Source organism: Coxiella-like endosymbiont, assembly GCF_030643785.1.
Lineage (GTDB): Bacteria > Pseudomonadota > Gammaproteobacteria > Coxiellales > Coxiellaceae > Coxiella.
In genome coordinates this window covers 506867-530776 of record NZ_CP094378.1, presented here as the reverse complement: position 1 = coordinate 530776, position 23910 = coordinate 506867, and the positions used below count along the sequence as shown (strand labels likewise).

Below are 23910 nucleotides of genomic sequence, written 5' to 3'. Positions count from 1 at the left end.
GCTTATTCCTCGATTAGTCCCTTCACAATTTTTCCCATATTCATGTAAAGGGAACCTTTTACCAACACGACTGTATTTTTATCTAAATTATTTTTTAACGCTCTCAGTAATTTCTCTTGATCATCAAAATGATACGCATTGTTGCCAAAAGCCTCAACGGTATGTCGGGTTAAAGATCCATAACAAAAGAGTTCATGAATACCAGACTGCAACGCCTGCTCACCCATTTTACGATGTAATTGATCTTCTCCTTCACCTAATTCCCGCATATCTCCTAAAACCAAAATCGAGCGATTGCCACAAGTAGCTAAAACGTCAATGGCAGCGGATACTGATAAAGGATTAGCATTATAACTATCGTCAATAATAGTGGCTCCTCGATACCCTTTTAGAGACGCTAAACGTCCGCTAACTGCCGAAGTTGCCTCTAAACCGGCTTTTATCGCCATAATCGGCAACTGTTGAGCGTAGGCCGCCGCCGCCGCTGCTAAGGCATTCATTACATTATATCTGCCTAAAAGCGACAATTGAACATCAACTTCCCCATCCGGCAAAATCAAACGGAAGTGAGGTTGCCCTTCTGGGTTTACTGAAATATTTTTTGCGGCGACATCGGCTCGATTATTACACGCAAAAGTAATAGTTCGCCGAACACCTATTATTTCTCGCCAGAAATCTCCAAAACGATCGTCGTTGTTAACGATAGCAATCCCATTCGGAGGTAATCTTTGATAAATTTCGCTCTTCGCTTTTGCTGCGCCCTCAATACTGCCAAAACCCTCTAAATGCGCAGGACCTGCATTGGTAATAATAGCGATGTTGGGTTTTGCTATTTGCGCTAACTGAGCAATTTCACCAAGATGGTTCGCTCCAAGCTCTACGACAGCATAATCATGCTCAGCACGCAATCGCATCAAGGTCAATGGTAATCCAATATTATTGTTAAAGCTTCTTTTGCTAACTAACACATTCCTCTGCTGGCGAAAGACACTGGCGAGTAATACTCGGGTGGTTGTTTTACCACAACTCCCTGTCACCGCTATTACAATTACTTCTTTCATTTGGTCGCGTTGGTAACTTCCTAATTGAATAAGAGCGGCATGGGTATCATTGACACAAATTTGGGACAAGGGTGTTTCTATCCAACGACTCACAATCGCTCCTATGGCCCCTCGTTCTGCCGCCGCATCTATGAAATTATGAGCATCAAAATGCGGACCTTGCAAAGCAATAAAAAGACTCCCGGGTTGGATGGTGCGAGTATCAATACTGATGGATTCGAAATCTCCATCTTTTCCTTTGAATTTTGCATTAAGAATGTGAGCGGTTTGTGAAAGTTTCATAGGTTTAACGCCTTCTGGGCCTCCTGAACGTCATCAAAAGGTAAGACGTCCCTGCCGATGACTTGGGTGGTTTCATATCCTTTACCTGCGATTAAAACAATATCATCAACGGTAGCTTTTTGCACCGCATAATGAATTGCAGCAGCGCGGTCAGTTTCGACTACCACCGACTGCGGATTTTTAAACCCTGCTTTAATATCTTGGATAATTGCCAAAGGCGATTCACTGCGGGGATTATCATTAGTCACGATAACCTGATCCGTATAGCGTTCCGCAATAGCCCCCATTTGCGGACGCTTACCTCGATCGCGATCACCACCACAACCAAAAATACAAATTAATTGGCCACGGCAATGCTCTCGCAGTGACATCAACGCCTTTTCTAAGGCATCGGGAGTATGCGCATAATCCACCACCACCTGAGGACCACTCGCACATTCAACTAACTGCATTCGACCAGGAACGTTTTTTAATTTTGATAACTCCAAAAATGATTTTTCTAAAGACACACCCGATAATCCCAAAACCCCGATGACAGCCAGGAGATTACTAATATTAAATCGTCCAAAGAGAGGAGGGGTAGTTAATGTACCATTTCCCCACGGGGTTTGAACCGTCACCGAAAATCCTTGGTCTAATGTTTTTATAGCTGTTGCCATTATTAAAGGAACTCGATCATTCTTTATTCCCTTCATAGAATAACCAATCAGCATGAGTTTTTTATGATATTTCGCAATAAGGTATCTGCCAAACTCATCATCACAATTAACCACTCCGTAACTTAAACCAATTTTCTCAAACAATAATTCTTTTGCCCGAGCATAATTTTCCATACTTCCATGATAATCCAGATGATCACGAGATAACTGGGTGAAAACGGCAATATCAAAATGCACGCCATTCACTCGATGCTGGTCTAAGGCGTGTGAGGAAACTTCCATTACAACAGCCCTCGCCCCTTCTGTACGCATTTGCACAAAAGCTTGTTGCAATTGAAGAGGATCCGGAGTGGTGTAATTTGTTTTGGTTAAATTTCTTACAAAACCATAGCCGAGAGTCCCTACTACCGCACACGGCATTCCTTGGGATTGCAATAATTGGGCGATAAAATGCGTGCATGAAGTTTTTCCATTGGTTCCTGTGACGCCGATAATTTTCAGGTGCTTTGTGGGATGGCTGTAAAAACGAGCGGCAATTTCTCCCACCTGATTTTGTAATCGTGAAATAGGAATTAGAGGAACTGGGCTTTCTATAGAAGGTTTATAGTCATGTGGATCGAAAAACACAGCCACCGCCTGTTTATCAATCGCTTCTTTAATATACTGACGTCCGTCTGAACGCATCCCCGGATAAGCAATAAAAAGATCGCCTTTCTGGACTTTTCGACTATCGGTTTGAAGTCCTAGAATTAACACATCGGATGACAGCTCATTGCTAAATCCTTTTATCAATCGATTAAGAAGAGAGACGCCGTTCATTTAAGAAATTATAAGCCAGGATGGCTCCTAAGCGAATCTATAACCCGAATCAGCAGAGCGGGTTTCCCGCGGGGCTAGAGGGTATAGGAGGAAGATTAAGTTGAGGGCTCTGGTGGAATGTCCAGTAATCTCAAAGATCCACTCATAATTTTGGAAAATAAAGGAGCTGCCACAAGTCCCCCGAAATGTTCATCTTGAGGTTCCCGGATGACGACAGCCACTACTAACTGAGGATTATTAGCCGGCGCCAGTCCAACAAAAGAAGACATGTAATGGTGCTTATCGTAGCCTTTAGGACCCGCAATATAAGCCGTTCCGGTTTTACCCGCAACACGATATCCATACACGGCTGCTCGAGTTCCCGTACCCCCTTTTTGAACCACGGTTTCCAACATTCCCACAATTGTTTTTGCTACCTTTTCTGGCAAAATTGGCACACCGGCCGGGGGATGCTCTACTTTTAAAAAAGTTACCGGCCTTTTAATTCCTCCGGCTCCCAAAATGGCATAGGCTTGGGCCAATTGAAGAGTGGTGACTGCCATACCATACCCATATCCTAAAGTTGCCACGACGGAAGGCACCCAGGTGTCGTAGGAAACTAATGCACCGGAAGATTCTCCGGGAAAGCTGCTACTGGTGGACTGGCCAAATCCTAATGCGCGTAATAAGGCATAGTAATGTTGGGGTTCCAATGATAGTAAAATTTTTGCTGCAGCGATATTACTTGAATGCTGCAATAACTGGGTGAGTGAAATAACGCCAAAATTTAACTCATCATCGCTAATCCGGTAACCGCCAATTTTCATCCATCCCGGGTTGGTATCAATCTTAGTGTCCGGGGTATACTTTCCACTTTCTAACGCCAAAGCAATAGTAAATGCTTTAATCACGGAACCAGGTTCGAACATATCTGTCACTGCCCGATTGCGGTAACGACCATCGTGACCGGCTGGACGATTGTTAGGGTTGTAACTAGGCTGATTAACCATTGCTAAAATTTCTCCACTCTTTACATCCAAGACTACCGCGGAACCTGCTTTCGCATGATAAGCAGAAACTGTTTCTTTTAAAGCTTGATAAGCTAAATATTGAATACGATGATCGATGCTTAAAGTTAAATCATGCCCTTGAATTGGTTTTTTCACCATGGCAATATTCGCCACTATATGACCCAGACGATCTTTAACCACTTCCATCTTTCCGGGTTCTCCTGCCAACCATTGGTTGTAACCTAACTCCAAACCTTCTTGTCCTTGATCATCAATATTGGTGAGTCCCACTACATGGGCTGTCACCTCCCCTTCTGGATAATAACGACGATATTCACGTTGAAAAAAATACCTGGAATATTTAATTGGCGAATTTCTTTTGCAATATAAGGGGGGTTACCTCGTTTTAAATAGACAAATTGGTGATTTGCTTTATGTTGAATTCGTTTTTTAATAAAAGAAATAGGTAGGTGTAAGAGAGGGGAGAGTACAACAATTTGAGAAGGTGTTGCTTGAAACAGTTGCGGATTGATCCAAATAGAATCAACGGGCGTACTAATGGCTAGCGGTATTCCTAATCGATCGGTAATCATACCGCGATAGGCCAGAATATTGACAACACGAAGGATTCTCGCCTTGCTTTGTTTTAGTAAAAAAGATCGATCCAGAATATTTAAATCGATCAAACGCCATAACAATCCGGCCACCGCGACACATAATAAAAACCATAACGAGTAAAACCGCCAAGTTCGTTGTTGCACGTGAATTTACCTAGGGGGCGACATTTCATCATATCCATTGACTAATACCATCTCCTTTGCAGTGGGAATTTGCATCCCCAATTGTTTTTGCCCTACCTTTTGAATCCGCGATTGTGTGGACCAGGTACTTTGTTCTAATAACAATTTTCCCCATTGAATAAGTTCTTCAGCTTTTTCGCGCCTTAAAATTTGGTATTGAATAAACAATCGTCGATTGAGATCTTTAACGTAAATAACTCCAAAGGCTGAACATAATAAAGCAATCACTAAGGAAACAATCAAAATTCCTCGTTTCGTTATTTGAAACGTGCGGCTTCGTCGTCTCCTTAGACTTTCTGCGATAATGACACGAGTTGTAGTGTTCATGCTAATTTCTCCACGATTCGTAAGCGAGCACTTCGTGCTCGCGGATTTTCCCTGATTTCCGCCTCCATAGGCTTAATCAGAGCGCCTATTTTTTTCAAACGGTATTTCACTTCGCTTGCCAAAATGGGCAACTCCCGCGGCAAAAGATCACACGATTCTTTTTGAATAAAACGTTTAACAATGCGATCTTCCAATGAATGAAAACTAATTACACATAATCGACCCTTTATCGCTAATATTTCTAAACATTGAGGAAGGCATTTACTCAACTCATCCAGCTCGCGATTAATAAAAATTCGGATCGCTTGGAAGGTGCGCGTTGCTGGGTGTTTTTTAATTTCATGGCGAGGCGATGCCTTCACTACAATTTCGCTTAATTGCAAGGTATGGGTAATGGGTTTCTCTTCCCGCATTTTTACAATTGCTTCCGCAATACGTTTGGCATAACGTTCTTCGCCATAATTCCAAAGCACACGCCGAATATCTTCTTTGCTAGCTTGATTGAGCCAAGTCGCTGCATCCATGCCTTCTTCTGGATTCATCCGCATATCCAAGGGTCCATCCTTTATAAAACTGAAACCTCGCTTGGGTTTATCTAATTGGGGTGATGAAACACCTAAATCAAGCATGATTCCATTCACTTTTCCGTACCATCCACGATTCCGTATTATTTTTTCCAGATTCGCAAAAGTCTCATGGACGATAGCGAATCGTTGTTGGTCCTGAAAAGGGCCTTCAATACCGGTTGCAATGGCCTCGGGATCTTTATCCATTGCAAGCAAACGGCCCTCCGGCCCAAGTCGCTGCAACAAGCCGAGACTGTTTCCCCTCTACCAAATGTTGCATCGACATAAATTCCATTTTGACGAATAGCAAGTCCTTCCATAACTTCATTAAATAAAACCGGTCGATGCGTCATTTTATAAAGAAATTGTTCTTAATTCTGGGGGCAGTTCCTCTCTCTTCTCTGGGAAGTTCTTCTGCCAACCAATCCTCGCGCGCCAACTCCCATTGTAATTCACCCCATAATTCAAATTTTTTCCCTTGTCTTACCAGCATTACCATCTGTCCTAATCCCCCCGGCATACTCTCAACAAAAGCGGAGGCACTAAAATCCGGCCATGACGGTCCAAAGCTCCAATTCAGTCCCATGCCCAATTAATAGCCGTTGAATTCGCCAGCTTACCGGATGGTAGCTCTTGGTAGACTCTCTATTTTTTTCAATTTCTTCCCACTGAGGGTGGGGGACAAAGTAAAAGACAGCGTTCTTCTGCGTCGATAGTGATTTTTAAAATACTCTATCTGCTTCGCTTTGGAGCCGATCCCGATAGTGGGCCGGAATAGCCATCCTACCCTTCGAATCAACAGCAATGGCAGTTAAACCTCGAAACATCAGAATGTTCCCACATTTATACACATTATACCACTTTTTTCCACAACGCATTTAACTATCTAATCTATAGCTCTAACTATAGCTATAGCCTACTTTTGGAAAAAATGGAGAAAGAGCCCCTAAGCTTCACGAGGGAATTTCTGCAACGGTGGTCCCTCTATCAAGTGAAAGAGAAGTTTGGCGTATCCTCTACTCTCGAAGAGGAGCTGGTAGTTTTTTTGAGAGAAAAATCGTGGAATAAAAAATGCTCAGAGACTTAACAAAGTACTTTACTGATTTTAGTCGCGGAAGTTATTAAATTGGAGGGGAACGCCGATATCTTGTTCGCGCAAGAAACTGATCACGGATTGCAAATCATTCCGTTTTTTACCCGTAACGCGTACTTTTTCGGCTTGGATAGCGGCTTGTACCTTTAGTTTTTGGTCTTTAATGAGCTTAATGATTTTTTTTGCTGCTGTTTGGTCAATCCCTTCCATAAGGGTAACCACTTGTTGCGCACTTTTGTGTTGGATCACCGGTTCTTCGATTTTCATATGTTCCACATCGATTTGCCGTTTGGCAAATTTATTTTTCAATATATCAATCATTTGCTTGAGTTTAAAATCCGTTTCTGCTCGAAGAGTGATGCTGTTCCTTTCATAGTTATAAGTTGCTCCTGATCCTTTAAAGTCAAATCGGGTAGTGACCTCTCGGTTAGCCTGATCTACTGCATTGCTCACTTCATGTTTGTCCAATTTAGAAAGAATATCAAATGAAGGCATGACTTGACTCCAGCTCAATTATTGAATAAGAATTTTATCATCAACTGCTTTTACCTAAAATAAAATATTAAAAGAGCATTACATTATTTAATAAAAGGCTATGTCTTTTCAATTTTTTCTTGTGAGAAAATATAGAGGAATAATAAATAATATATAATAGCACTATAAATATAAATAAAAATAAATAAAAAAGCGAGAAGTTAATGAGACTAACATTTTTTCTACAATAGCACTATAAATATAAATAAAAATAAATAAAAAAGCGAGAAGTTAATGAGACTAACATTTTTTCTACGCCCTTAGAAAAAACTGAAGAAAAATTGGCTGAATTGACAATACGCCGCTTGGTAGAAGATCAAGCGAACATAAAGAGTATCTAGCACGAATGGCTTTAAAAATATCTCCCACTCGCACTTAATTTGCTAACGGAGAGGGGGCAGTTCTTTGCCTAACCAGAGAAGAGAATCATTAAACCCAATCTAGGATTACTTTTCCGGCTTTACCAGATAACATCACATCGAAAGCTTGTTGAAACTCTTTCAAAGGAAATTCATGAGTAATCACAGGTGAAATATCAAGTCCACTTTGCAAAAGATTGATCATTTTGTACCACGTTTCGAACATCCGTCGTCCATAAATCCCTTTTATTGTTAAACTCTTAAAAACCACCAAATTCCAATCGATAGCAAAAGGTGCTGGTGGAATTCCCAAAAAGGCAATTTTTCCCCCATTGTTCATAATGGTTAACATACTGCGAAAAGCTTCTTCGTTGCCCGACATTTCCAAACCAATATCAAAGCCTTCTGTTATGCCTAGATTTTCCATAACTTTCGTTAGCGACATGCTCGTGGGGTTTACTGCTAAGGTCACTCCAATTTTTTCAGCCAACGCTAATCGGTATTCATTAACATCTGTAATGACCACATACCGGGCACCGACGTGACGCGCAATAGCCGCTGCCATTAAACCCACAGGTCCTGCTCCCGTAATGAGGACGTCTTCCCCTACTAAATCAAATTCCAATGCAGAATGTGCCGCATTACCAAAAGGGTCTAAAATAGCTGCAGTATTATCGCTAATTTGCGGAGGAATTTTATAAGCATTGCGAAAGGGAATTACTAAATAATCCGCAAAAGCACCGGGACGATTAACGCCCACTCCAAGGGTATTGCGGCAGAGATGTCTTTTACCCGCGCGGCAATTACGGCAATAACCGCAGGTGATATGCCCTTCTCCTGATACCCGGTCTCCAATATTAAATCCTTTTATTCCTTTTATATCCTGACCCATTTCAACAATTTCACCCACAAATTCATGGCCTACATGCATAGGAACCGGTATAGTTTTTTGCGCCCATTCATCCCATTTATAAATATGTAAATCGGTTCCGCAAATCGCCGTTTTTTTAATTTTAATTAATACTTCATCACTCTCAGGTTTGGGTGCAGAGACTTCTGACAGCCAAATCCCAGGTTTTGATTTAAGTTTAGAAAGGATTTTCATAAGTTTTAAACGGCTCCTATTTTTTTCCTACACGTTCAAACGCATTAATCGCTCGATCAAGCTGTTCTTTAATGTGAGTCGCCGACATTTGGACACGAATACGGGCTTTACCCATCGGCACAACAGGATAAGAAAATCCAATTACATAAATACCTTCTTTCAACAATTGATCGGCCATTTTCTTGGCTAATTGTGCATCACCAAGCATGATGGGAATAATAGGGTGATTGCCCGGAACTAATTGAAAACCGAGCTTTTCCATATTCGAACGAAAATACTGACTATTTTTTTGCAATTGTTGGCGTAATCGTTCGCCTTCTGTTTTTAATAACCCAAGCACTTCTAACGAAGTGGCAACGATAACTGGCGCTACAGAATTAGAAAATAAATATGGTCGGGAGCGATTACGCAACCATTCGATAATTTCTTTGCGACTAGAGGTATAGCCGCCCGAAGCTCCCCTAATGCTTTTCCTAGTGTTCCCGTGAGAATATCAACTCGATTTGCGACGCCACAATATTCTGGCGTTCCACGCCCATTTTCACCAATGAAACCTACCGCATGCGAATCATCCACCATCACAAATGCATTATATTTATCAGCTAACTCACAAATTGATTTTAAATCAGCGATAATACCGTCCATTGAAAAAACCCCATCAGTCGCGATTAATTTATAACGTGCGCCTTTTTTGTCAGCTTCCCGGAGTTTCGTTTCCAAATCCTTCATATCGTTATTTTTATAACGATAGCGTTGCGCTTTACACAATCGAATTCCGTCAATAATACTGGCGTGATTCAATTCATCGCTAATAATTCCATCTTCCGATCCCAATATTGTTTCAAATAATCCTCCGTTTGCATCAAAGCAAGAAGAATAAAGAATCGTATCCTCCGTTCCTAAAAATTGACTGATACTTTTTTCCAGTTCTTTGTGAATATTTTGCGTTCCACAAATAAATCGAACTGATGCCACGCCAAAACCATATTGTTCCAGTGCTTTCTGTCCTGCCTTAATCAACTGCGAATGGTCCGCTAATCCTAAATAATTATTAGCACAAAAATTAAGAATATACTCTGATCCCACATTAATCTGGGCATTTTGGGGGAAGTGATAATCCGTTCTGCCTTGTAAATCCCTGATTTTTTTAAGCTTTCAATATCGGTGCGTAACTTATCTAATATTTCCTGCATTGACGAATACCTCCAAAGGAAAATTATTTACTCTTGAACACAACAAGTCCTGAATTATATCCTTAATCTGGTTAGATAAGAAAAAACCTATAACCCTTAACTTAGGGATCTATAACTTTGCGAAGAGTTTAAATACTTTTGCCCATCAAAAGAGAATTATGCTTCTTACTTAAGCTTGCTGCAATGGGACTTTTCTCCAATTATTAATGCGAAGTTATATTTTTTAGTCCTTACCACAATCAATGCTAACGAATGTCAACTAATAGTAATAGGAATTCACGACTCCCAAATGCACAAACTACTAAATCATCACCTGCTCACTACTACACAGTAGAAACAAGAATGTTTGACCCTCATCTCTCCTTCTTATGCTTTGATATAGGATTCCACCAACAGGAAAGGGCTCGATGCCTACAGTACTTAGAATTAAAGGCTATCGTTTTTTCTTCTTTAACCTAGAAATAAATGAACAGCCTCATATTCATGTTGAATATGGAGACAAAGTAGCTAAATTATAGTTAAATACGATAAACTTGGCTAGTTCATTCAGTTTTAGAAGTCATGAATTAAGTAAAATTAGGGCAATCGTTATCGAATACAGTGAAAAATTTTTGGAAAAGTATTAATATTTTAGCGGTTAAATTTGATGATCACGCTATTGACGTATCATTCACACAAACTTCATTACATTACAAAAATAATCAAATCACCGCTATTTCGAGCGTGGAGAAACTAGTGGGAAGTACAAATTTTTAACTAAACCATCAAATAAAAGAAAGTTCTCCTTTCTCTATTTTCTTAATTGACTGTATCGATCTCCTTTGGCTTCCTTTTTTTACTCTTTCCGCGTTCTTAGGGCAGGTGACCATGGGTGAGTGAGCCTCCGGTGGAAGGAAACGGATCTGTGCTATGATAAAGCTTCTTTTGGACTCAATTTCGCTCAAGGCTTCTGATGCTCCTTTCGCTTCCCTTTCTTCATCGTTTTTTTCTTCTTCTATTAACCGAATAACCGAACTTTTTTGCGAGGATTCTCTAACTCCCGATCTCCTTCCTTTAAAGGTGTTTGAATTAGGGCAAGTGAATTTTGCAAGGATACATTTTCTTTTTCAAGCTGTTGCACTTTTTCCTTCAGATCTCAGATTTTTTGTAACGAGTTTTCTTTTCCTAATTCTTACTGCTTAACTTAATCAGATGAAAAAATGGAGCAGTACTTTTCTAAAAATCCCACATCAATAAGTTTTTCGTTTAGCAGAGAAATTACGTAGCTTTTATAAGCTACTTCGTCTTCGTCTAAAGACAAATTTTTTAACAAAAAATTAATTGGATTCTCATCGAAGGGGTCCTGCCTCACAAAGCTTCAGAAAATCATCGGATAAAAAATCCTCCTCAGACCAAGGAAGATATTTTATTACTTCTACTACAAAAGGGTTTTCCTCGCTACAAAGGGTTCTCACAAATAAGTAATCATTCTCCTCCGCAAGTACAGCTCTACCTTCTTGGGGAGCAGCTTTCCAAATGTCTTTCGCAAGTTCTAAACCGTGCTCGTAGTCGTAACGCCTGCAGAATACTGCTGAGGAAAAAACTTGGGATACGACCCAAAAACCCCCACTCCTCCACGTCGCTCATCATCACAGCCATTTGTTCTTTATCTGTATCAGTTGCCTTTGACCAAAAGAAATTTAACTGTTTCAAAGCCACCACCCTCATGCGGTTTCCAGAAGGCCAAATAATTTTCATAAGTTAAAAATTCTCGTTGCTTTTTTTGACACGGAATCCCATAGGTATTCAACCACACTAATGCTAATGCTATTAGCATGGCCAAGAAGCCTTTTTTTCGAAAAAAGTTGATGTGAATACGGTTCTCTCCCTGGGTTTATGAGCTAGTGAAACGAGTTTTGCACAATATTCACACTCGATCGTTGATGAAAACGCAGCCGAAAACATCCTCCAAGCGGGGATGGTGTCTCAGTTCCAGGGTATCCGTTCCAAAACAAGCGAATATCGCCCAGAATACCCCCCATTGACAAGAAAACGCGAAGGGCACTATTGGATTAGCAGCACTATTGGATTGTTGAGGGGAACCGTAATTCTTTAGGAGGGGGATGGGGTTTCTCCCCCTCCCTTATAATAGAATATTCATTTTTGCTAAATGGGGACCCCAGTCGAGACCGCCCCGTATTGTCTTCAACTTTCGGCAATGGGACCCTACTTCCCACGCTACATTAGCTACTTCGTTTAGGCGGCCTCGTGCACAAAGCAACACATATTTATTCTGATATTGACGCTCCAGTTCTTTTACCTCCTTCGCACCACGCAGAAATAGCCTCCTTTATCTTTTCTTGCTTTTTTCCTTAGAAAGAAAAGTCGGAGGGCAAAGAGATTGATTTGCCCTCAAACGGGATCTTAATCGCAGGATCCTCAGGATAGGGGGACGGGACGTACTGCAGTTTTGAATCACAAGGCTCATTGTCCGGAAGGGATAGTAAAATTGAGACGGCCGTTTCTTTTAGTGCTGATTCAGCTAGCGATTCTACTTGACTCATTTGTATTTCCCGTTCGCGCATTACTCGATTCTTCATTCTACTTAAGATTTAAGATACTATTCATCGATATTTGAAAATGCTTCCCTAGATTTTTAAAATTATTTTTATCTCAGTAACGTTCTAAAATCAAGCCATAAAAAACAAGCTGGCACAATACACAATATTGTAAAATTAAATTTTTATTTAATATATTTTATTTAATATTTTTTAATGGTATAATTTTGAATCTTCGAATACATATTTTTTTTATTTTCTTGAAGATTAACTTCGTAATTAAGAGCTAGAAAATTGTCCATTTGCGCCGTTTTGTAGACCTATTCTGTTATCAAATTAAAATCAGATCTTAAAGCTTCTAATGATTCAAACAATTTAAAATGATCGCCAATTTTGGGCTACCTTAAGTAATTACCATTTTCTCCAGTAATAGTGAATACTTGCTCTACTACATTACTGGCTATGTTCTGCTCTTTATAATCCATAAATTTTACAAATCGGAATATACGTCAAGTATTTTTATACCAATAATCAAAATTATTTTTCGACAGGGTGAGTGACTAAATGTCCCTCCCTACTCACCTAATATATTTTTTATTATTCGCTTAGAAAGCGCCTTTTTTTAACTAATTTATCGGAAGTATAAACTCCCCCGCTCAATATTGCCTATCATCAACTATTGTAAAAATTGTAAAATTAGTTCAACTGCTGAAGAAGCTCTTAAATCAGCTAGCGACGTATCGGTGAGGATTTATAACAGAACAAAACAACTTTTGCATAATAAAGTCGTTTCGAAAGCGGTTTTTTTGCGTCCGGAAAATGCGTGTTGTTTTGAATATCATTGACAATTTTACTGAAATCCATTTTGCTAAAATCAAAGCGTGATAACTCATCCAGCGTTAAACCATGACAATCGGGGTTATCCGTTTTTCCCGATACATTGATCGTGGTTTGATCAATTAAGCAAAGCTTTGATACATTTCGCACTAGGCTTTAAAGGATGTTTTGACTGGAATTAAACAGCTATAGAAAGAGCAACCAAACTCGTTAAAGCTGTGGGGACATTTTTTCTTTGTTTTTTTGGTCTGAGAAACAAATTACAGAGCCCCAGATATATTTTCACCTTTACTAGAGATGACTCTATCACAATTCACCAATCACGAAGAATATTTCGTAACTAAATTAACAAGAGTAGTATCAAGACCTTCCGGGTAGTTCAGTTTTAAAAAAGCAGGGGTCATCCTTACTCATTAATAAACAATCTTGCGTTATTTGTTAACTCTTTATAGTTATTTTTTTATATCGATTTGAATTTGGTAACAATGTTCCTGCGGGTTAGAGTCGTCGACACGACTCCCTATTTCCAGACAGTTCACTAACCGTAAGTATTGAAAATAATAAATAAAGCCAGCCGATAAGCCGGGTTCTGTCGTGAACAGTCATCTATCTGAGATGTGTGTCACCACATATCTCAAGCAGCCTACCCAAATCCCGTGTGGGCCACACGATAAGGATTCCTATTTGGCCTTGCTCCGAGTGGGGTTTACCATCGCCGTTGCTGTTACCAGCAACGCGGTGCGCTCTTACCGCACCATTTCACCGTTACTATCGAAATTCCGACAGCAGTATACTTTCTGTTGCACTTTCCGTAAGCTTTCGCCTCCCAGGGGTTACCTGGCACTCTGCCCTATGGAGCCCGGACTTTCCTCCCAGCTATGCTGAGCGACTGTTTAGCTGGCTCAGCACATATTATACCAAAATTGGAATAAGGACGACGGATCCCTACTTCCATGCCAGAATTGCTCCGTCTTCAAAAATCTGCTTCGCCGTTCGGGGTACTTGATTGGATTGTAAGGCATCTAGCAGTGATTTTAAGCAAAGATCGTTTTGATTGTTCTAGCGAGCACAGCGACGATATTGGCATAAGGCGAAAATCAGGGCCCTCAAGAAATAGTGCATCTCACGAAGGGGAATAAGTCCCCCTGAAATTGCAAAATTTGTATTGATGGCTTGCTAAATTCGCATCGGCAAGCGAACATGATAGTTGGGTGGCATCCATTTCGATGAAATGTTTGGTTTGGGATTGGTGACAATATCCAAAGGTGTTGCATTGATAGAAGCTCCAGACTTTAAAGCGGAATTAACCCAGATTTTTCCAATAAAGGCAACGCTCGAGCTTCGTTACTCGGATCCTTTGGAATTACGACCTTGTCACAGGTTTCAGCTGCGATAAGGCTTTCATTTTCTTGGAATATAAAACCTCTTAGGATACACGAAAGTTTTTCTAATTGGAACAATTTTATAACCCCGAGCCCGGATTTGTGCTTTTAAATAGGAAATATGTTGAAACAAACATATTGGCATCTAAACTTCCATATTCCAGTGCTTTATTTGGGATATTATAGTCAGAAAATGTGACGATAATGACATGTAAACCATACTGTTTTAATGCTACTTCTTTGGTTTAATATTACTTCTTTGACTGTTTCCATCAACTCAGTTTCAGGACCCGAAATAGTTCCTACGCGAATCGTATCTTTCACTTCTTTTTGGTGGCATCCTCTCTGCGACCCCTCTTCTAAAATAATGAGAGTCGTTATCAAGATAACGGTCAATTTTTTAACATTTTTTATGCTTAATTATTTGTAATGTGAAAGTCTTCCGTGCAATAGTATCTTAGAGATATTGCAAAAATTGCACTACAATAATTACACTAAGATGCTTACTATCATTACTCGAATATCAAATCGCTCATATCCATAACGGATTGCTAAATCTCCTAATCCTCCTCCACCAATAGCACCTGCCATTGCAGAATAACCCACTAAAGTCACTGTCGTTAATGCACCCCCGAATTAAAGTGGGCAGCGCTTCTAGAAACCAGACTTTCCCAAATAATTTGTAACGGCGAAGCACCCATAGATTGACTGGCTTCAACTAAGCCATAAGGGACTTCTTATAAAGCCATTCCCATCAGTCGATTAAAAAAGGAATGGGCACATAAGCTTAATGGGACAATAGCCTCTGCCGTGCCAATAGAAGTGCTTACAAGAAATCGCGTAAGTAAAAGGAATAATCGCTATCATAAAGATAATGAAAGGAACCGAACGTATAGCGTAATTACTGCCGACAAAAAACGATTTAAAAAAGTTCAGGATAATAATTGATTTTTTTCGGTAACAAATAAAATTATTCCTATTTCTAAAGGTATAATTACCATCTCAATGGTTTGCAAAATGGCATCAAGAATAGCGCCAATCATCTGCACTGATATAACCAATAACCTCAACTTCTAAATCTTTATTTTTCAAGTAAAGCAAATATACCCTGCGAAAGCATTTTCTCATTATTTCACAAAGCAATTAACGTCGTTCCAATAGAATTTCCCCTCAAAAATTCTAAATTAGCTTGAAGGATATTTATCTGTAAATCGAAGTGCTTAATAAACTCATCGATAATCCAAGATTCGGCGGTACGCTTGGTGAAATTGATTCGTAGCAAAGCATATCTTATTTTGAATGGGCTCTTTCTAGTAACCGGATATGTAAAATTTCAGGAAGTTTGATTTTAATTAAAGAATGAGTGAACTTTTTCGCGATTTCAGTTTTCGGTCGCTTAAATAAAGTTACAATATCGCTTTCTTCTACAATTCTTCCTTGGTCTAATACAGCCACTCATTGAGCAACGGTTTTAATAATCTCCATTTCATGTGTGATTAGAAGTATCAACAATTTCGATTCGCGATTAACTTGTTTAATAAGTTCCAAATAAAATATGTGGTTTCAGGATCAAGCACCGAAGTCATTTCATCACAGAGTAGTTATATTTAGGTTTGTAGCTAATGCCAGAACAATTGCCACCCGTTGTTTTTAACCGCTACTTAAAATTGACTCGGATAAGCGTGCTTTTTGGCTGTTAATCCAGTTAATTCCAACAAAGGGATGACCACTTTTTTAATTTCTGGTTTTACTTTTTCTGATGAGTTGTAGTGGAAATGCTACCTTTTGATATACCGTCCGAGTACTTAACAGATTAAAATGCTGAAAAATCATATCCATTTGATGACTCACCCACCGCAATGCTTTCTCTGAAAGCAGAGTTAGGTTCTCGCCATCCAAAATAATAGAACCCTTTTCAGACCGTTCCAATAAATTAACGCAGCGAATTAAAGTACTTTTACCTGCACCACTTTTTCTAATAACGCCTACAATCTCTCAAGCCCCTACATGTAAATTGACATCCTTCAAAGTAGGAAAAAGGCTATTGTCAGCTCATATACATTCATGTCACTCTAATTATTAAGTTGATTAGCTAAAGGAAAGGATTGAGAGCTTTTTTTAAGGTAAGTGCCTACTTTAGATGTATTTATTGAAGTACCCACAAGCTGAGGCTCAAATCGGCACCAAATTTTTTAAGTTAGCAAGAGCGTATAAATTTGTCAAGACGTCGGAATTTAAAAGCGATTAACATTAAGAATAAAAAAATTTTAATCTGCTATTATTCTGATATGGGTAACAAATCCACAACCAAAAAAAACAACTTTATCGCTCTAGAACCGACCGAATTATCGCAGACGTATGGGGGGTGAGCTCATTATTTCAATATTGATCCCACTTGGATTTGACTCTTGTTTGTTGTCTTGCTCTTAACAGCATTCTACGTTACTCGTCTATCTCATAGTGTGGCTAATCGTTCTTCTAGGACCGGAAAAACTCTCCCTCTAACCTTGCAGTTACCGTATTCTTTCCTTTATTATGTCACCCCATTACCTAGGAACTCAAATGAGCAATAATCACTTCAAAAATTACGCCCACGAAATTTATCAAACTATTTCCGACACCTGGGATAACAGCATCATCCCTAAATTAATAGAGTATATTAAAATTCCTAACAAATCAGTTCATTATGATGCTAATTGGAAAGAAAATGGCTATATGGATAAAGCCATGACGCTTCTAGTGGATTGGTGTCAGCAACAATCTATTCAAGGGATGCAACTAGAAGTAGTAGAGTTGCCAGGACGAACCCCTTTATTGTTTATTGAAATTCCTGGCACCTTAGATGAAACCGTATTGCTTTATGGTCATATGGATAAGCAACCTGAAATGTCGGGGTGGGATAAAGACCTTGGGCCTTGGAAACCCGTGTTGAAAGGAAATAGATTATATGGCCGCGGAGGCGCCGATGATGGATACGCGGTATTTGCCTCACTTACGGTCATTGCTACCTTACAACGTTATCAAATTCCCCATGCACGATGTGTCGTGATCATCGAAGGATCCGAAGAAAGCGGCAGTATTGATTTGTCTGCTTATCTTGAGTATTTAAACAACCGCATTGGAAATCCCACTCTAGTGATTTGCTTAGATAGCGGTTGCATCAATTATGATCAGCTGTGGTGCACCACTTCACTCCGAGGACTCGTGGGGGGTAAATTAAAAATTGAAGTATTGGAAAATGGTATTCATTCAGGAGCTGGAAGCGGTATCGTCCCTTCGCCTTTTTCTATCCTGCGCCAACTTCTAGATCGACTTGAAGACAGCGCTACGGGAAGAGTGATTTTGGAAGAATTAAAAGTTCCTATACCCAATCAATATAAAGAGCAGGCAAAAAAAGCTGCCCAGATGTTGGGGAATGGGACTATTCAAGGCAAGCTGCCATTTTTACCGGGTGTGAAGCCAGTGACCCTTGATGTTACGGAATTATTATTAAATTGGACTTGGCGTCCTCAACTTAGCGTGACGGGACTCGACGGTTTGCCTCCCGTCGCCAATGCAGGAAATGTTACTATACCTTATTTAAAAGTAATTCTCTCTATGCGACTTCCTCCAACCATTGACGCCAAAAAAGCCTCAGCTGTATTAAAGAATGTCCTAGAAAAAGATCCTCCTTACCATGCAAAGATATCCTTTTCTCCTGAGGCCCCTTCGAGTGGTTGGATGGCTCCTCCCTTAAGCGATTGGCTTGCTGTTGCTAATCAAGCTGCCTCTCACCAATTCTTCGGCAATCCGGCTGCTTATTTTAGCGAAGGGGGAACCATTCCCTTTATGGGCATGTTAGGCAAAATGTTCCCAAACGCCCAATTTATGATTACAGGTCTTCTGGGGCCTAAATCTAACGCACATGGACCTAATGAGTTTCTAGACATTCCCATGGGGAAGAAATTAACAGCCTGTGTAGCTTCGGTTATGACAGCCCACCACCAAAATTATAGTTCCAAATAAATGGTAGGATTTTTGGGACAAATCTTTAAGTTCACATTCTAAAAATGTGCTTAATAGAATTAATAAGTATAACGAGTATAACGGCCGTTACTAATACAAATAAGCTATAGAGGATCTATTTCCAGAACCGAGTAAGGACGATAGTATAAATACTAATTCCCATCCGATAAAATGAAATACCATGTGTAAAAATGAAGGCCTAATAAGGGGGGCGTAGTGCCCTCGGGTCCCGTGGACTACATGGAGGACTACCTGACGCAAAGAGACAAAGGCACAGTAAATAAAGCTCCAACCAATGCCAATGAATAATGATCGGGATGAAAGCAAAATCGGAGGTTGAATAACAAATCCACAGAGATGCTAATAAAATAAAACCTAGTCGCTGCAAAAGACAGAGAGGACAAGGAATCTCATGGAAAAAACTGAAAAACTAGCACTGTGGCAAGTATCAAAGATATTCATAAAATTTCCAAACTATTGAAAGTGACAAAAAGACACTTTTTAATAACAGCAGATAGCACCACAGGAAATTGCTCCTTAAAATTGAATGGGTATAATGGACTCGTAATGTGAAGTTGAAATAAAACAACGCCAAATATCAGCGTAATTATGAAATAAGATAATAGCCGAACCATAAAAGCCTATCCGAATTAGTAAACTATCAATAAACCATAATATGAATAATATCGTCATCATGGAGATTATGGAGATTTCTGTCCTCCGAACAAAAATAATATATATAGATATATAGATATATAGATTGATATTAATTTATACCTCCATTGACATGATTCAAAGTTCCCATACTCATTTGAATGCTTAAGAGAACTCTCTATTCCTTGAAATAAGAGGCCGTGATATAGTCTTAATACTGAAAAATTTATGAAGCTAGTAATAAATTATGACTACATATGAGGCGTTGATCATTGGCAGCGGAACTGTTCAGGCCTAGCGCTGGCGTTGAACCTGGCCAATGAAGCCCGAAGTGACCCTCTTTAGTAAAGAGGCATTTAAGCTGGCTCTTCCCCTCATGCGTAATGCGGGATTACTGCAGTTATGGGAGCTACAGAGGAGATAGTGTTGAATTGCATGTGCAAGAATGTAACCTAAATAGGAGGGATGGTTTATGCGACCCTACTGTCGTTTGAGCTACCTTATCTCAAGTCAAATCAGCAGTCGAATATTAATTCGACAAGGAGGTACAATTTAGCAGCGATCCTAAAAAAGGCTATCACCTAACTCAAGAAGGAGGATAGAGTTGTCGCTGGATTTTGCACGCTGCCGATAAAACTGGAAAGTAGTAGTGGTAAAACACTAGCCGAACAAGTGATCAATCATTCCAATATCGATTTTTTTACTAGTCATATGGCCTGTAAGATCTGCTTATTGAAAAGAAAAGCAGAGGGGCGAGCCCTTGTTTATGATATCAAAAACATTCGTGGTTAACCTTTACCACGCCCACCATACGGTTCTTGCTACCGGAAGCGCTCTAGTTTTGTCTATCTGCATATCAGTAATCCTAATTGCACCAGTGACCGATGGAGTAACAATATGGAATAACAATGGGTTGGCGAGCAGGATGTCGCGTACGGTATAGATGAACGTACCTCCTTGGATTTTCTTATCCAACACGTGCGAAAAATCATGTGGGATCATGCAGGAATTATTTGTACCAATGCAGAGCTCAATGATGCGCAAAAGCAATTACAAGAAATTAAGCAACAAACTGATGCCCTCTCCAAATTACCCACTAAATCATTCATTGAATTCTAAATCATTCATTGAATTACGGAATGTTACTACCGTTGCTAACCTGATCATCAAAAGTTCGCTTTTGCGTAACGAGAAATAAATAGCAAAGAGCCAAAGGCAGAGAATTCCACTTGGCAGAGAATTCCACTTGAATAAATACTCAAGAGTAAACTAAAAAAATAGGGACAGAACTGCAAGCCGAAATAAAAATTAATCTCCTCGATCGGACACTAAATCGGGATGCACTATCCAGTTAAGTATCCAGCGATGATTTTCAATTCGCTCCAAACAGACAACTGTTCCCGGAGGGAAACGAAGAATATCGTAGCTATCTTTTCCTAAAATAAGAGCACTAACTAACTGAGATATGAAAGGCATATGACCCACCAACATCGTGTCATCATGCCATTCTTGAACGAGATCGATTAGGAGGGGCGCTATAGGATGATCGGATCCTAATAGCGGATAAACTTCTATAGCCTGGCCTTCAGCCACCACTGCGGCCAGAATTTCTGCACTTTGTTGTGCTCGTAACTTCCCGCTATGCATAAGATGCACAACATGTACTCCTCGATGTTTCAAGTAAGCAGCCACCTTGATCACTTCGTCGATTCCTTCTTGAGTAAGCGGCCGTTCACCGGCAGGATTCGGCAGGTGTTCAGCGTGGCCGTGGCGAACACAAAATAATTTCATAAAAGCTCCCGATGTTAATTAATAGGGACCCGATTCTATACTGGTAACAATAGAATATAAATCCCTGTAACGCTCACTGCTATCTCACTGCTATTATGAAACCTTGCTACAGGACTGTTAGAACAATCTTTTCTACTTTTTAGAATCACCTTCTTCCCGAAACAGATATTGACAGAGTCATAGAAGAGTCCGTAGAATATTCATTCCTCTAGGGCTATAAAGTTCAACTGAAAGAGTGTTTAGATGGCGCATGCAAGAGGTCAGCAGTTCAATTGCGCTTAGCTCCATTCTTACTTCCTTCTTCAGGCTTTTTCAGAATAATTTCTGCTCCCCAGCTTGGAGACTAGGAAAGAAGTAAAATGTAATAGACTAAAAAAGCCCGAAGAAAAAAACGCTTTAGTGAAAAGGGACAAAATCCCATATCGCTTTTAGCGAACCAGGTCCCCATCGTCTAGAGGCTTAGGACATCGCCCTTTCACGGCGGTAACAGGGGTTCGAATCCCCTTGGGGACGACATTTAGCATTAACCTCACGCTTCTGTTCCAGAAAAAGAAGCCTTCCTTCCTGTAGTCTCATCGCGTCTGCGACAGCAATGCCGAGCAATCCAATTTCCACTTTCCACGAATGAATTAATCCCAATAATGGGCGGTAAGTTAAGTGACTACCTATTAAAGTCTCTTAAGGTGTTAGGAGTGACTACACGCTATTCAATCATCAATGATTATCATCCTCATTACCTCATAGGAGAAGCGAAGCGAAAATTAATATCGAACACCTCAGAACTGGGTAGTCGAGCTATAAGAAAAATGTCTGGCTTCCAGTAATACCGATCCTTCGCAAATTTGTTTATTGATTACTATGACCACAGACAGCTAATCGGAATTTACCTTGCTTTGATTACAAAACGCTCTTAAAACTCTCTCCCCGCTTCTTCTCCCTCATATCAATGTCATCAATATGCAAGATCAGTGCTGTTTTCCGTCCTTTTTAAAGGGGAATTGAAGTAGCCCAACATTATCTGCAAACCTTTTTTGATAAAAAATATCTTGCTGGTAGCAGCGGAAAGCCATACGAGTTTTGTTCCTGCTTTTAAGAAAAAGTATTATAATATTCTTCGAGAAATACAGCCAGGCGGAAACCAAAACCGAGCAAATAAGGAATACATTAACAATCATATAGAAGCTTTTTTGTTTGATGATGGCACAGTGATTTTTCTCGTCGGCATAAATCCCAAATATTTGGATTTGATGCACTAGCCGCCCTCAAGGATATGGAAGAAGAGGATTTGAATGTTATTCATATGGACGAGGGCGGAATTTTAATCCCCTCTTACCGCAGATATCCTCACTATATAATGACTCGCGCCATTCCTAAACGTGGTATATTCTACAAACAAAAAACCAATGAATTTTTATTAAAAATCTAAATGCCTCGTTTAACTCATTGGAAGACACCGATTTTCACCTCATCCATACTGGAAGTAAGAAAATACTCGCTCGTAATTCCCTCGCTTTAAAGTCCTCGTCGACTCACTTGATGCCCTATCTGAATGCATAGAAATAGAGATCTCTGAAGAACCTGAGAAAAGTTAACACGCCACCAATTGGTTTCTTAACGGGTGCCACCGGGGTGGCTGTGCTATCTCTGGTTGCTCCAGTTGAAGTCGATGGAGAATTCGCGTTGGGAACTTCGCGAGCCGGCTCTTTACCAACATTAGCTGGTATTGATTGCGATTTTGATGTTGGCTCTGAGAAGGTTTCTCATCCAAAGATGAGGAGATGGAAGGAGCCTCTGGTTTTGGCTGCCCTGGTTCGGGGTTTGAATCTAAGTTATAGAGAGCTTCCTAAGTCGAATCCGTTAAGGAGTTACGGTCCTAATTAGAAAGGACTTCAGCCATCATCGACTGTATCTCAAGTTTTTTTCTTTGAGTCGGAAGTGGCTCGATTTTTCCTGTGAGAGCTGAAGAGCGGCTTGCAGATGTTTGTTTAGCTTTAAATTTTTCATTAAATTTTTTATGAAATTTACTCACTTCAGCTATAATATTTTCTAGTGGAATATTTCGATTCGTGAATAATTCAGAATCCTCAATAATTCAGAACCCTCTCTAAGAATGTACTCCCGAAGTAATGGCACCACGACAACTCTCAAGTCCGGATTTTGTCTTATATTAATATTAAAAAAATTTACTAGGCTAGAGATTACCTCTGTAGTTTTTCCTGAAGGCCTCCCCAGCTGGGATTCTTTTTCTAGTCAAGGATTTTTTCACAAAAATGATCCAATAGATCGATGGATTTTTATGCTATCAATATCAAAATTATCGAGCATAATAACATCCACTTTTGCTTCTAGTACTTCTCGCAATTTTCAACTTCTACTTCTATAGATTTTTTCGGATGATAATTTCGTGCTTTTTGAATGGCCTTAACAATTGAGCCGCAGCTCATAATATGATTTTCCTTAATGAGATAAGCGTCATATAAACCTATGCGATGATTTTTACCTCTACCACGTCGAACAGGGTATTTTTTACGCATAACGCAGTCCGGATATTGTCTTACTAGTATCCAGTAATTGGGCTTTAGTATTTTTTAATTTTTCTACATAACGATGGACGAGGGTCGCTGTATCCGATAGCGATTGCAACCAATTAAGCGCTGTTCGTTCTCCCGTCAAAATCGAGCAAGCTTTTCCTGTCAATCCCGCAAGCAACTAACCACTCGCAATAAAATCTCCTTTATTTAAATTCCAATTTATTTTTACTTCATAATCTATTTCCTAATAAACCATCTCAAACTAGGGGATACCACAAACGACAGCATTTTCCTGGGAAATAATAGTAGCCCTGGCAAATTTATGGGGTCAAATTAATTGAGCGGTAATATCTCCTGTCCCGATGTCTTCTTCAAGGCTCATTTGG

Annotated in this window: 22 protein-coding genes, 1 tRNA gene, 1 other RNA gene and 3 pseudogenes; 7 read left to right on the top strand and 20 right to left on the bottom strand. The window is 39.8% G+C overall.

All coding sequences use genetic code 11. From position 1 onward, the window contains the following. Window positions 1–2: 2 nt before the first annotated feature. From MRH55_RS02770 to MRH55_RS02725, 10 genes and pseudogenes are all read right to left on the bottom strand, one after another. Window positions 3–1343: a UDP-N-acetylmuramoyl-tripeptide--D-alanyl-D-alanine ligase gene (locus tag MRH55_RS02770; protein ID WP_304985925.1), complete on the bottom strand. Its 1341-nt coding sequence runs from the start codon at window positions 1341–1343 to the stop codon at window positions 3–5. Then, window positions 1340–2821 (bottom strand): UDP-N-acetylmuramoyl-L-alanyl-D-glutamate--2,6-diaminopimelate ligase, encoded by a 1482-nt coding sequence (locus MRH55_RS02765; protein WP_304985924.1) that lies wholly within the window; start codon window positions 2819–2821, stop codon window positions 1340–1342. Before MRH55_RS02765 ends, MRH55_RS02770 begins: the two co-directional genes overlap by 4 nt. A 95-nt stretch (window positions 2822–2916) precedes the next feature. Further along, window positions 2917–4577: pseudogene (locus tag MRH55_RS02760) on the bottom strand (peptidoglycan D,D-transpeptidase FtsI family protein). Continuing rightward, the gene (ftsL, locus tag MRH55_RS02755) at window positions 4578–4937 is read right to left on the bottom strand and encodes a cell division protein FtsL (RefSeq protein ID WP_304985923.1); all 360 of its coding nucleotides are present in this window, start codon (window positions 4935–4937) and stop codon (window positions 4578–4580) included. Further along, window positions 4934–5856, bottom strand: a pseudogene (gene rsmH / locus MRH55_RS02750) (16S rRNA (cytosine(1402)-N(4))-methyltransferase RsmH). Before rsmH ends, ftsL begins: the two are co-directional and overlap by 4 nt. Next, window positions 5853–6089 (bottom strand): hypothetical protein, encoded by a 237-nt coding sequence (locus MRH55_RS08155; protein ID WP_304985922.1) that lies wholly within the window; start codon window positions 6087–6089, stop codon window positions 5853–5855. Before MRH55_RS08155 ends, rsmH begins: the two are co-directional and overlap by 4 nt. Before the next feature lie 136 nt (window positions 6090–6225). After that, entirely contained in the window at window positions 6226–6330 is a 105-nt protein-coding gene (locus MRH55_RS08150) for an MraZ-related protein (RefSeq protein ID WP_304985921.1), read from the bottom strand. A 278-nt stretch (window positions 6331–6608) separates the two neighbouring features. Further along, window positions 6609–7091: a YajQ family cyclic di-GMP-binding protein gene (locus MRH55_RS02735; protein WP_304985920.1), complete on the bottom strand. Its 483-nt coding sequence runs from the start codon at window positions 7089–7091 to the stop codon at window positions 6609–6611. A 468-nt stretch (window positions 7092–7559) separates the two neighbouring features. Continuing rightward, complete coding sequence (gene tdh, locus MRH55_RS02730) at window positions 7560–8594, bottom strand: L-threonine 3-dehydrogenase (RefSeq protein WP_304985919.1); 1035 nt, start codon at window positions 8592–8594, stop codon at window positions 7560–7562. 16 nt (window positions 8595–8610) lie between these two features. Then, a pseudogene (locus tag MRH55_RS02725) lies at window positions 8611–9787 on the bottom strand (glycine C-acetyltransferase). A gap of 407 nt (window positions 9788–10194) precedes the next feature. Between MRH55_RS02725 and MRH55_RS07635 the strand changes: the two are divergent. Continuing rightward, window positions 10195–10305, top strand: coding sequence for a DUF4160 domain-containing protein (locus tag MRH55_RS07635; RefSeq protein WP_369421376.1), 111 nt, complete (start codon window positions 10195–10197; stop codon window positions 10303–10305). A 479-nt stretch (window positions 10306–10784) separates the two neighbouring features. On the opposite strand, the gene MRH55_RS02720 is transcribed toward MRH55_RS07635, so the two are convergent. The 7 genes from MRH55_RS02720 to MRH55_RS02680 all read right to left on the bottom strand — a co-directional run bounded on the left by MRH55_RS02720 (window position 10785) and on the right by MRH55_RS02680 (window position 16490). Continuing rightward, window positions 10785–10907 (bottom strand): hypothetical protein, encoded by a 123-nt coding sequence (locus MRH55_RS02720; protein WP_304985918.1) that lies wholly within the window; start codon window positions 10905–10907, stop codon window positions 10785–10787. A 2816-nt stretch (window positions 10908–13723) separates the two neighbouring features. Then, window positions 13724–14066: RNase P RNA component class A (rnpB, locus tag MRH55_RS02715), an RNA gene on the bottom strand. 557 nt (window positions 14067–14623) lie between these two features. After that, window positions 14624–14722, bottom strand: a complete 99-nt coding sequence (locus tag MRH55_RS02700) for a hypothetical protein (RefSeq protein ID WP_369421486.1) — start codon at window positions 14720–14722, stop codon at window positions 14624–14626. 7 nt (window positions 14723–14729) lie between these two features. Further along, entirely contained in the window at window positions 14730–14927 is a 198-nt protein-coding gene (locus MRH55_RS02695; protein WP_304985916.1) for a hypothetical protein, read from the bottom strand. Between the two features lie 105 nt (window positions 14928–15032). Next, window positions 15033–15158, bottom strand: a complete 126-nt coding sequence (locus tag MRH55_RS02690) for a hypothetical protein (RefSeq protein WP_304985915.1) — start codon at window positions 15156–15158, stop codon at window positions 15033–15035. 517 nt (window positions 15159–15675) lie between these two features. Next, a complete protein-coding gene (locus MRH55_RS02685; protein WP_304985914.1) occupies window positions 15676–15825 on the bottom strand; it encodes an NIL domain-containing protein in 150 nt (49 codons plus the stop codon). 452 nt (window positions 15826–16277) lie between these two features. Further along, the gene (locus MRH55_RS02680; protein ID WP_304986096.1) at window positions 16278–16490 is read right to left on the bottom strand and encodes a hypothetical protein; all 213 of its coding nucleotides are present in this window, start codon (window positions 16488–16490) and stop codon (window positions 16278–16280) included. Between the two features lie 615 nt (window positions 16491–17105). On the opposite strand from MRH55_RS02680, the gene MRH55_RS02675 reads away from it, so the two are divergent. From MRH55_RS02675 to MRH55_RS02665, 3 genes are all read left to right on the top strand, one after another. Beyond that, on the top strand, window positions 17106–18548 hold the full coding sequence (locus MRH55_RS02675) for a M20 family metallopeptidase (protein WP_439647888.1): 1443 nt from the start codon (window positions 17106–17108) through the stop codon (window positions 18546–18548). 1420 nt (window positions 18549–19968) lie between these two features. Continuing rightward, window positions 19969–20145, top strand: a complete 177-nt coding sequence (locus MRH55_RS02670) for a hypothetical protein (RefSeq protein ID WP_304985912.1) — start codon at window positions 19969–19971, stop codon at window positions 20143–20145. Window positions 20146–20192: 47 nt separating this feature from the next. Next, window positions 20193–20321 carry a hypothetical protein gene (locus MRH55_RS02665; protein WP_304985911.1) on the top strand — a complete coding sequence of 43 codons (129 nt, stop codon included), beginning with the start codon at window positions 20193–20195 and terminating at the stop codon, window positions 20319–20321. A 189-nt stretch (window positions 20322–20510) separates the two neighbouring features. Here MRH55_RS02665 and sixA read toward each other — a convergent pair whose 3' ends face one another. Then, window positions 20511–20993 carry a phosphohistidine phosphatase SixA gene (gene sixA, locus MRH55_RS02660; protein ID WP_304985910.1) on the bottom strand — a complete coding sequence of 161 codons (483 nt, stop codon included), beginning with the start codon at window positions 20991–20993 and terminating at the stop codon, window positions 20511–20513. A 440-nt stretch (window positions 20994–21433) separates the two neighbouring features. Here sixA and MRH55_RS02655 point away from each other — a divergent pair. From MRH55_RS02655 to MRH55_RS02645, 3 genes are all read left to right on the top strand, one after another. Beyond that, window positions 21434–21506, top strand: a tRNA-Glu gene (locus MRH55_RS02655). Window positions 21507–22024: 518 nt separating this feature from the next. Continuing rightward, window positions 22025–22249 carry a hypothetical protein gene (locus MRH55_RS02650; RefSeq protein WP_304985909.1) on the top strand — a complete coding sequence of 75 codons (225 nt, stop codon included), beginning with the start codon at window positions 22025–22027 and terminating at the stop codon, window positions 22247–22249. A gap of 373 nt (window positions 22250–22622) precedes the next feature. Continuing rightward, a complete protein-coding gene (locus tag MRH55_RS02645; RefSeq protein ID WP_304985908.1) occupies window positions 22623–22874 on the top strand; it encodes a hypothetical protein in 252 nt (83 codons plus the stop codon). 464 nt (window positions 22875–23338) lie between these two features. Here MRH55_RS02645 and MRH55_RS02640 read toward each other — a convergent pair whose 3' ends face one another. Together MRH55_RS02640 and MRH55_RS02635 are read right to left on the bottom strand one after the other, a co-directional pair. Beyond that, window positions 23339–23527, bottom strand: a complete 189-nt coding sequence (locus MRH55_RS02640; protein WP_304985907.1) for a beta/alpha barrel domain-containing protein — start codon at window positions 23525–23527, stop codon at window positions 23339–23341. Then, the gene (locus tag MRH55_RS02635; RefSeq protein ID WP_304985906.1) at window positions 23520–23690 is read right to left on the bottom strand and encodes a beta/alpha barrel domain-containing protein; all 171 of its coding nucleotides are present in this window, start codon (window positions 23688–23690) and stop codon (window positions 23520–23522) included. The genes MRH55_RS02640 and MRH55_RS02635 overlap by 8 nt, the downstream gene beginning before the upstream one ends. Window positions 23691–23910: the final 220 nt, after the last annotated feature.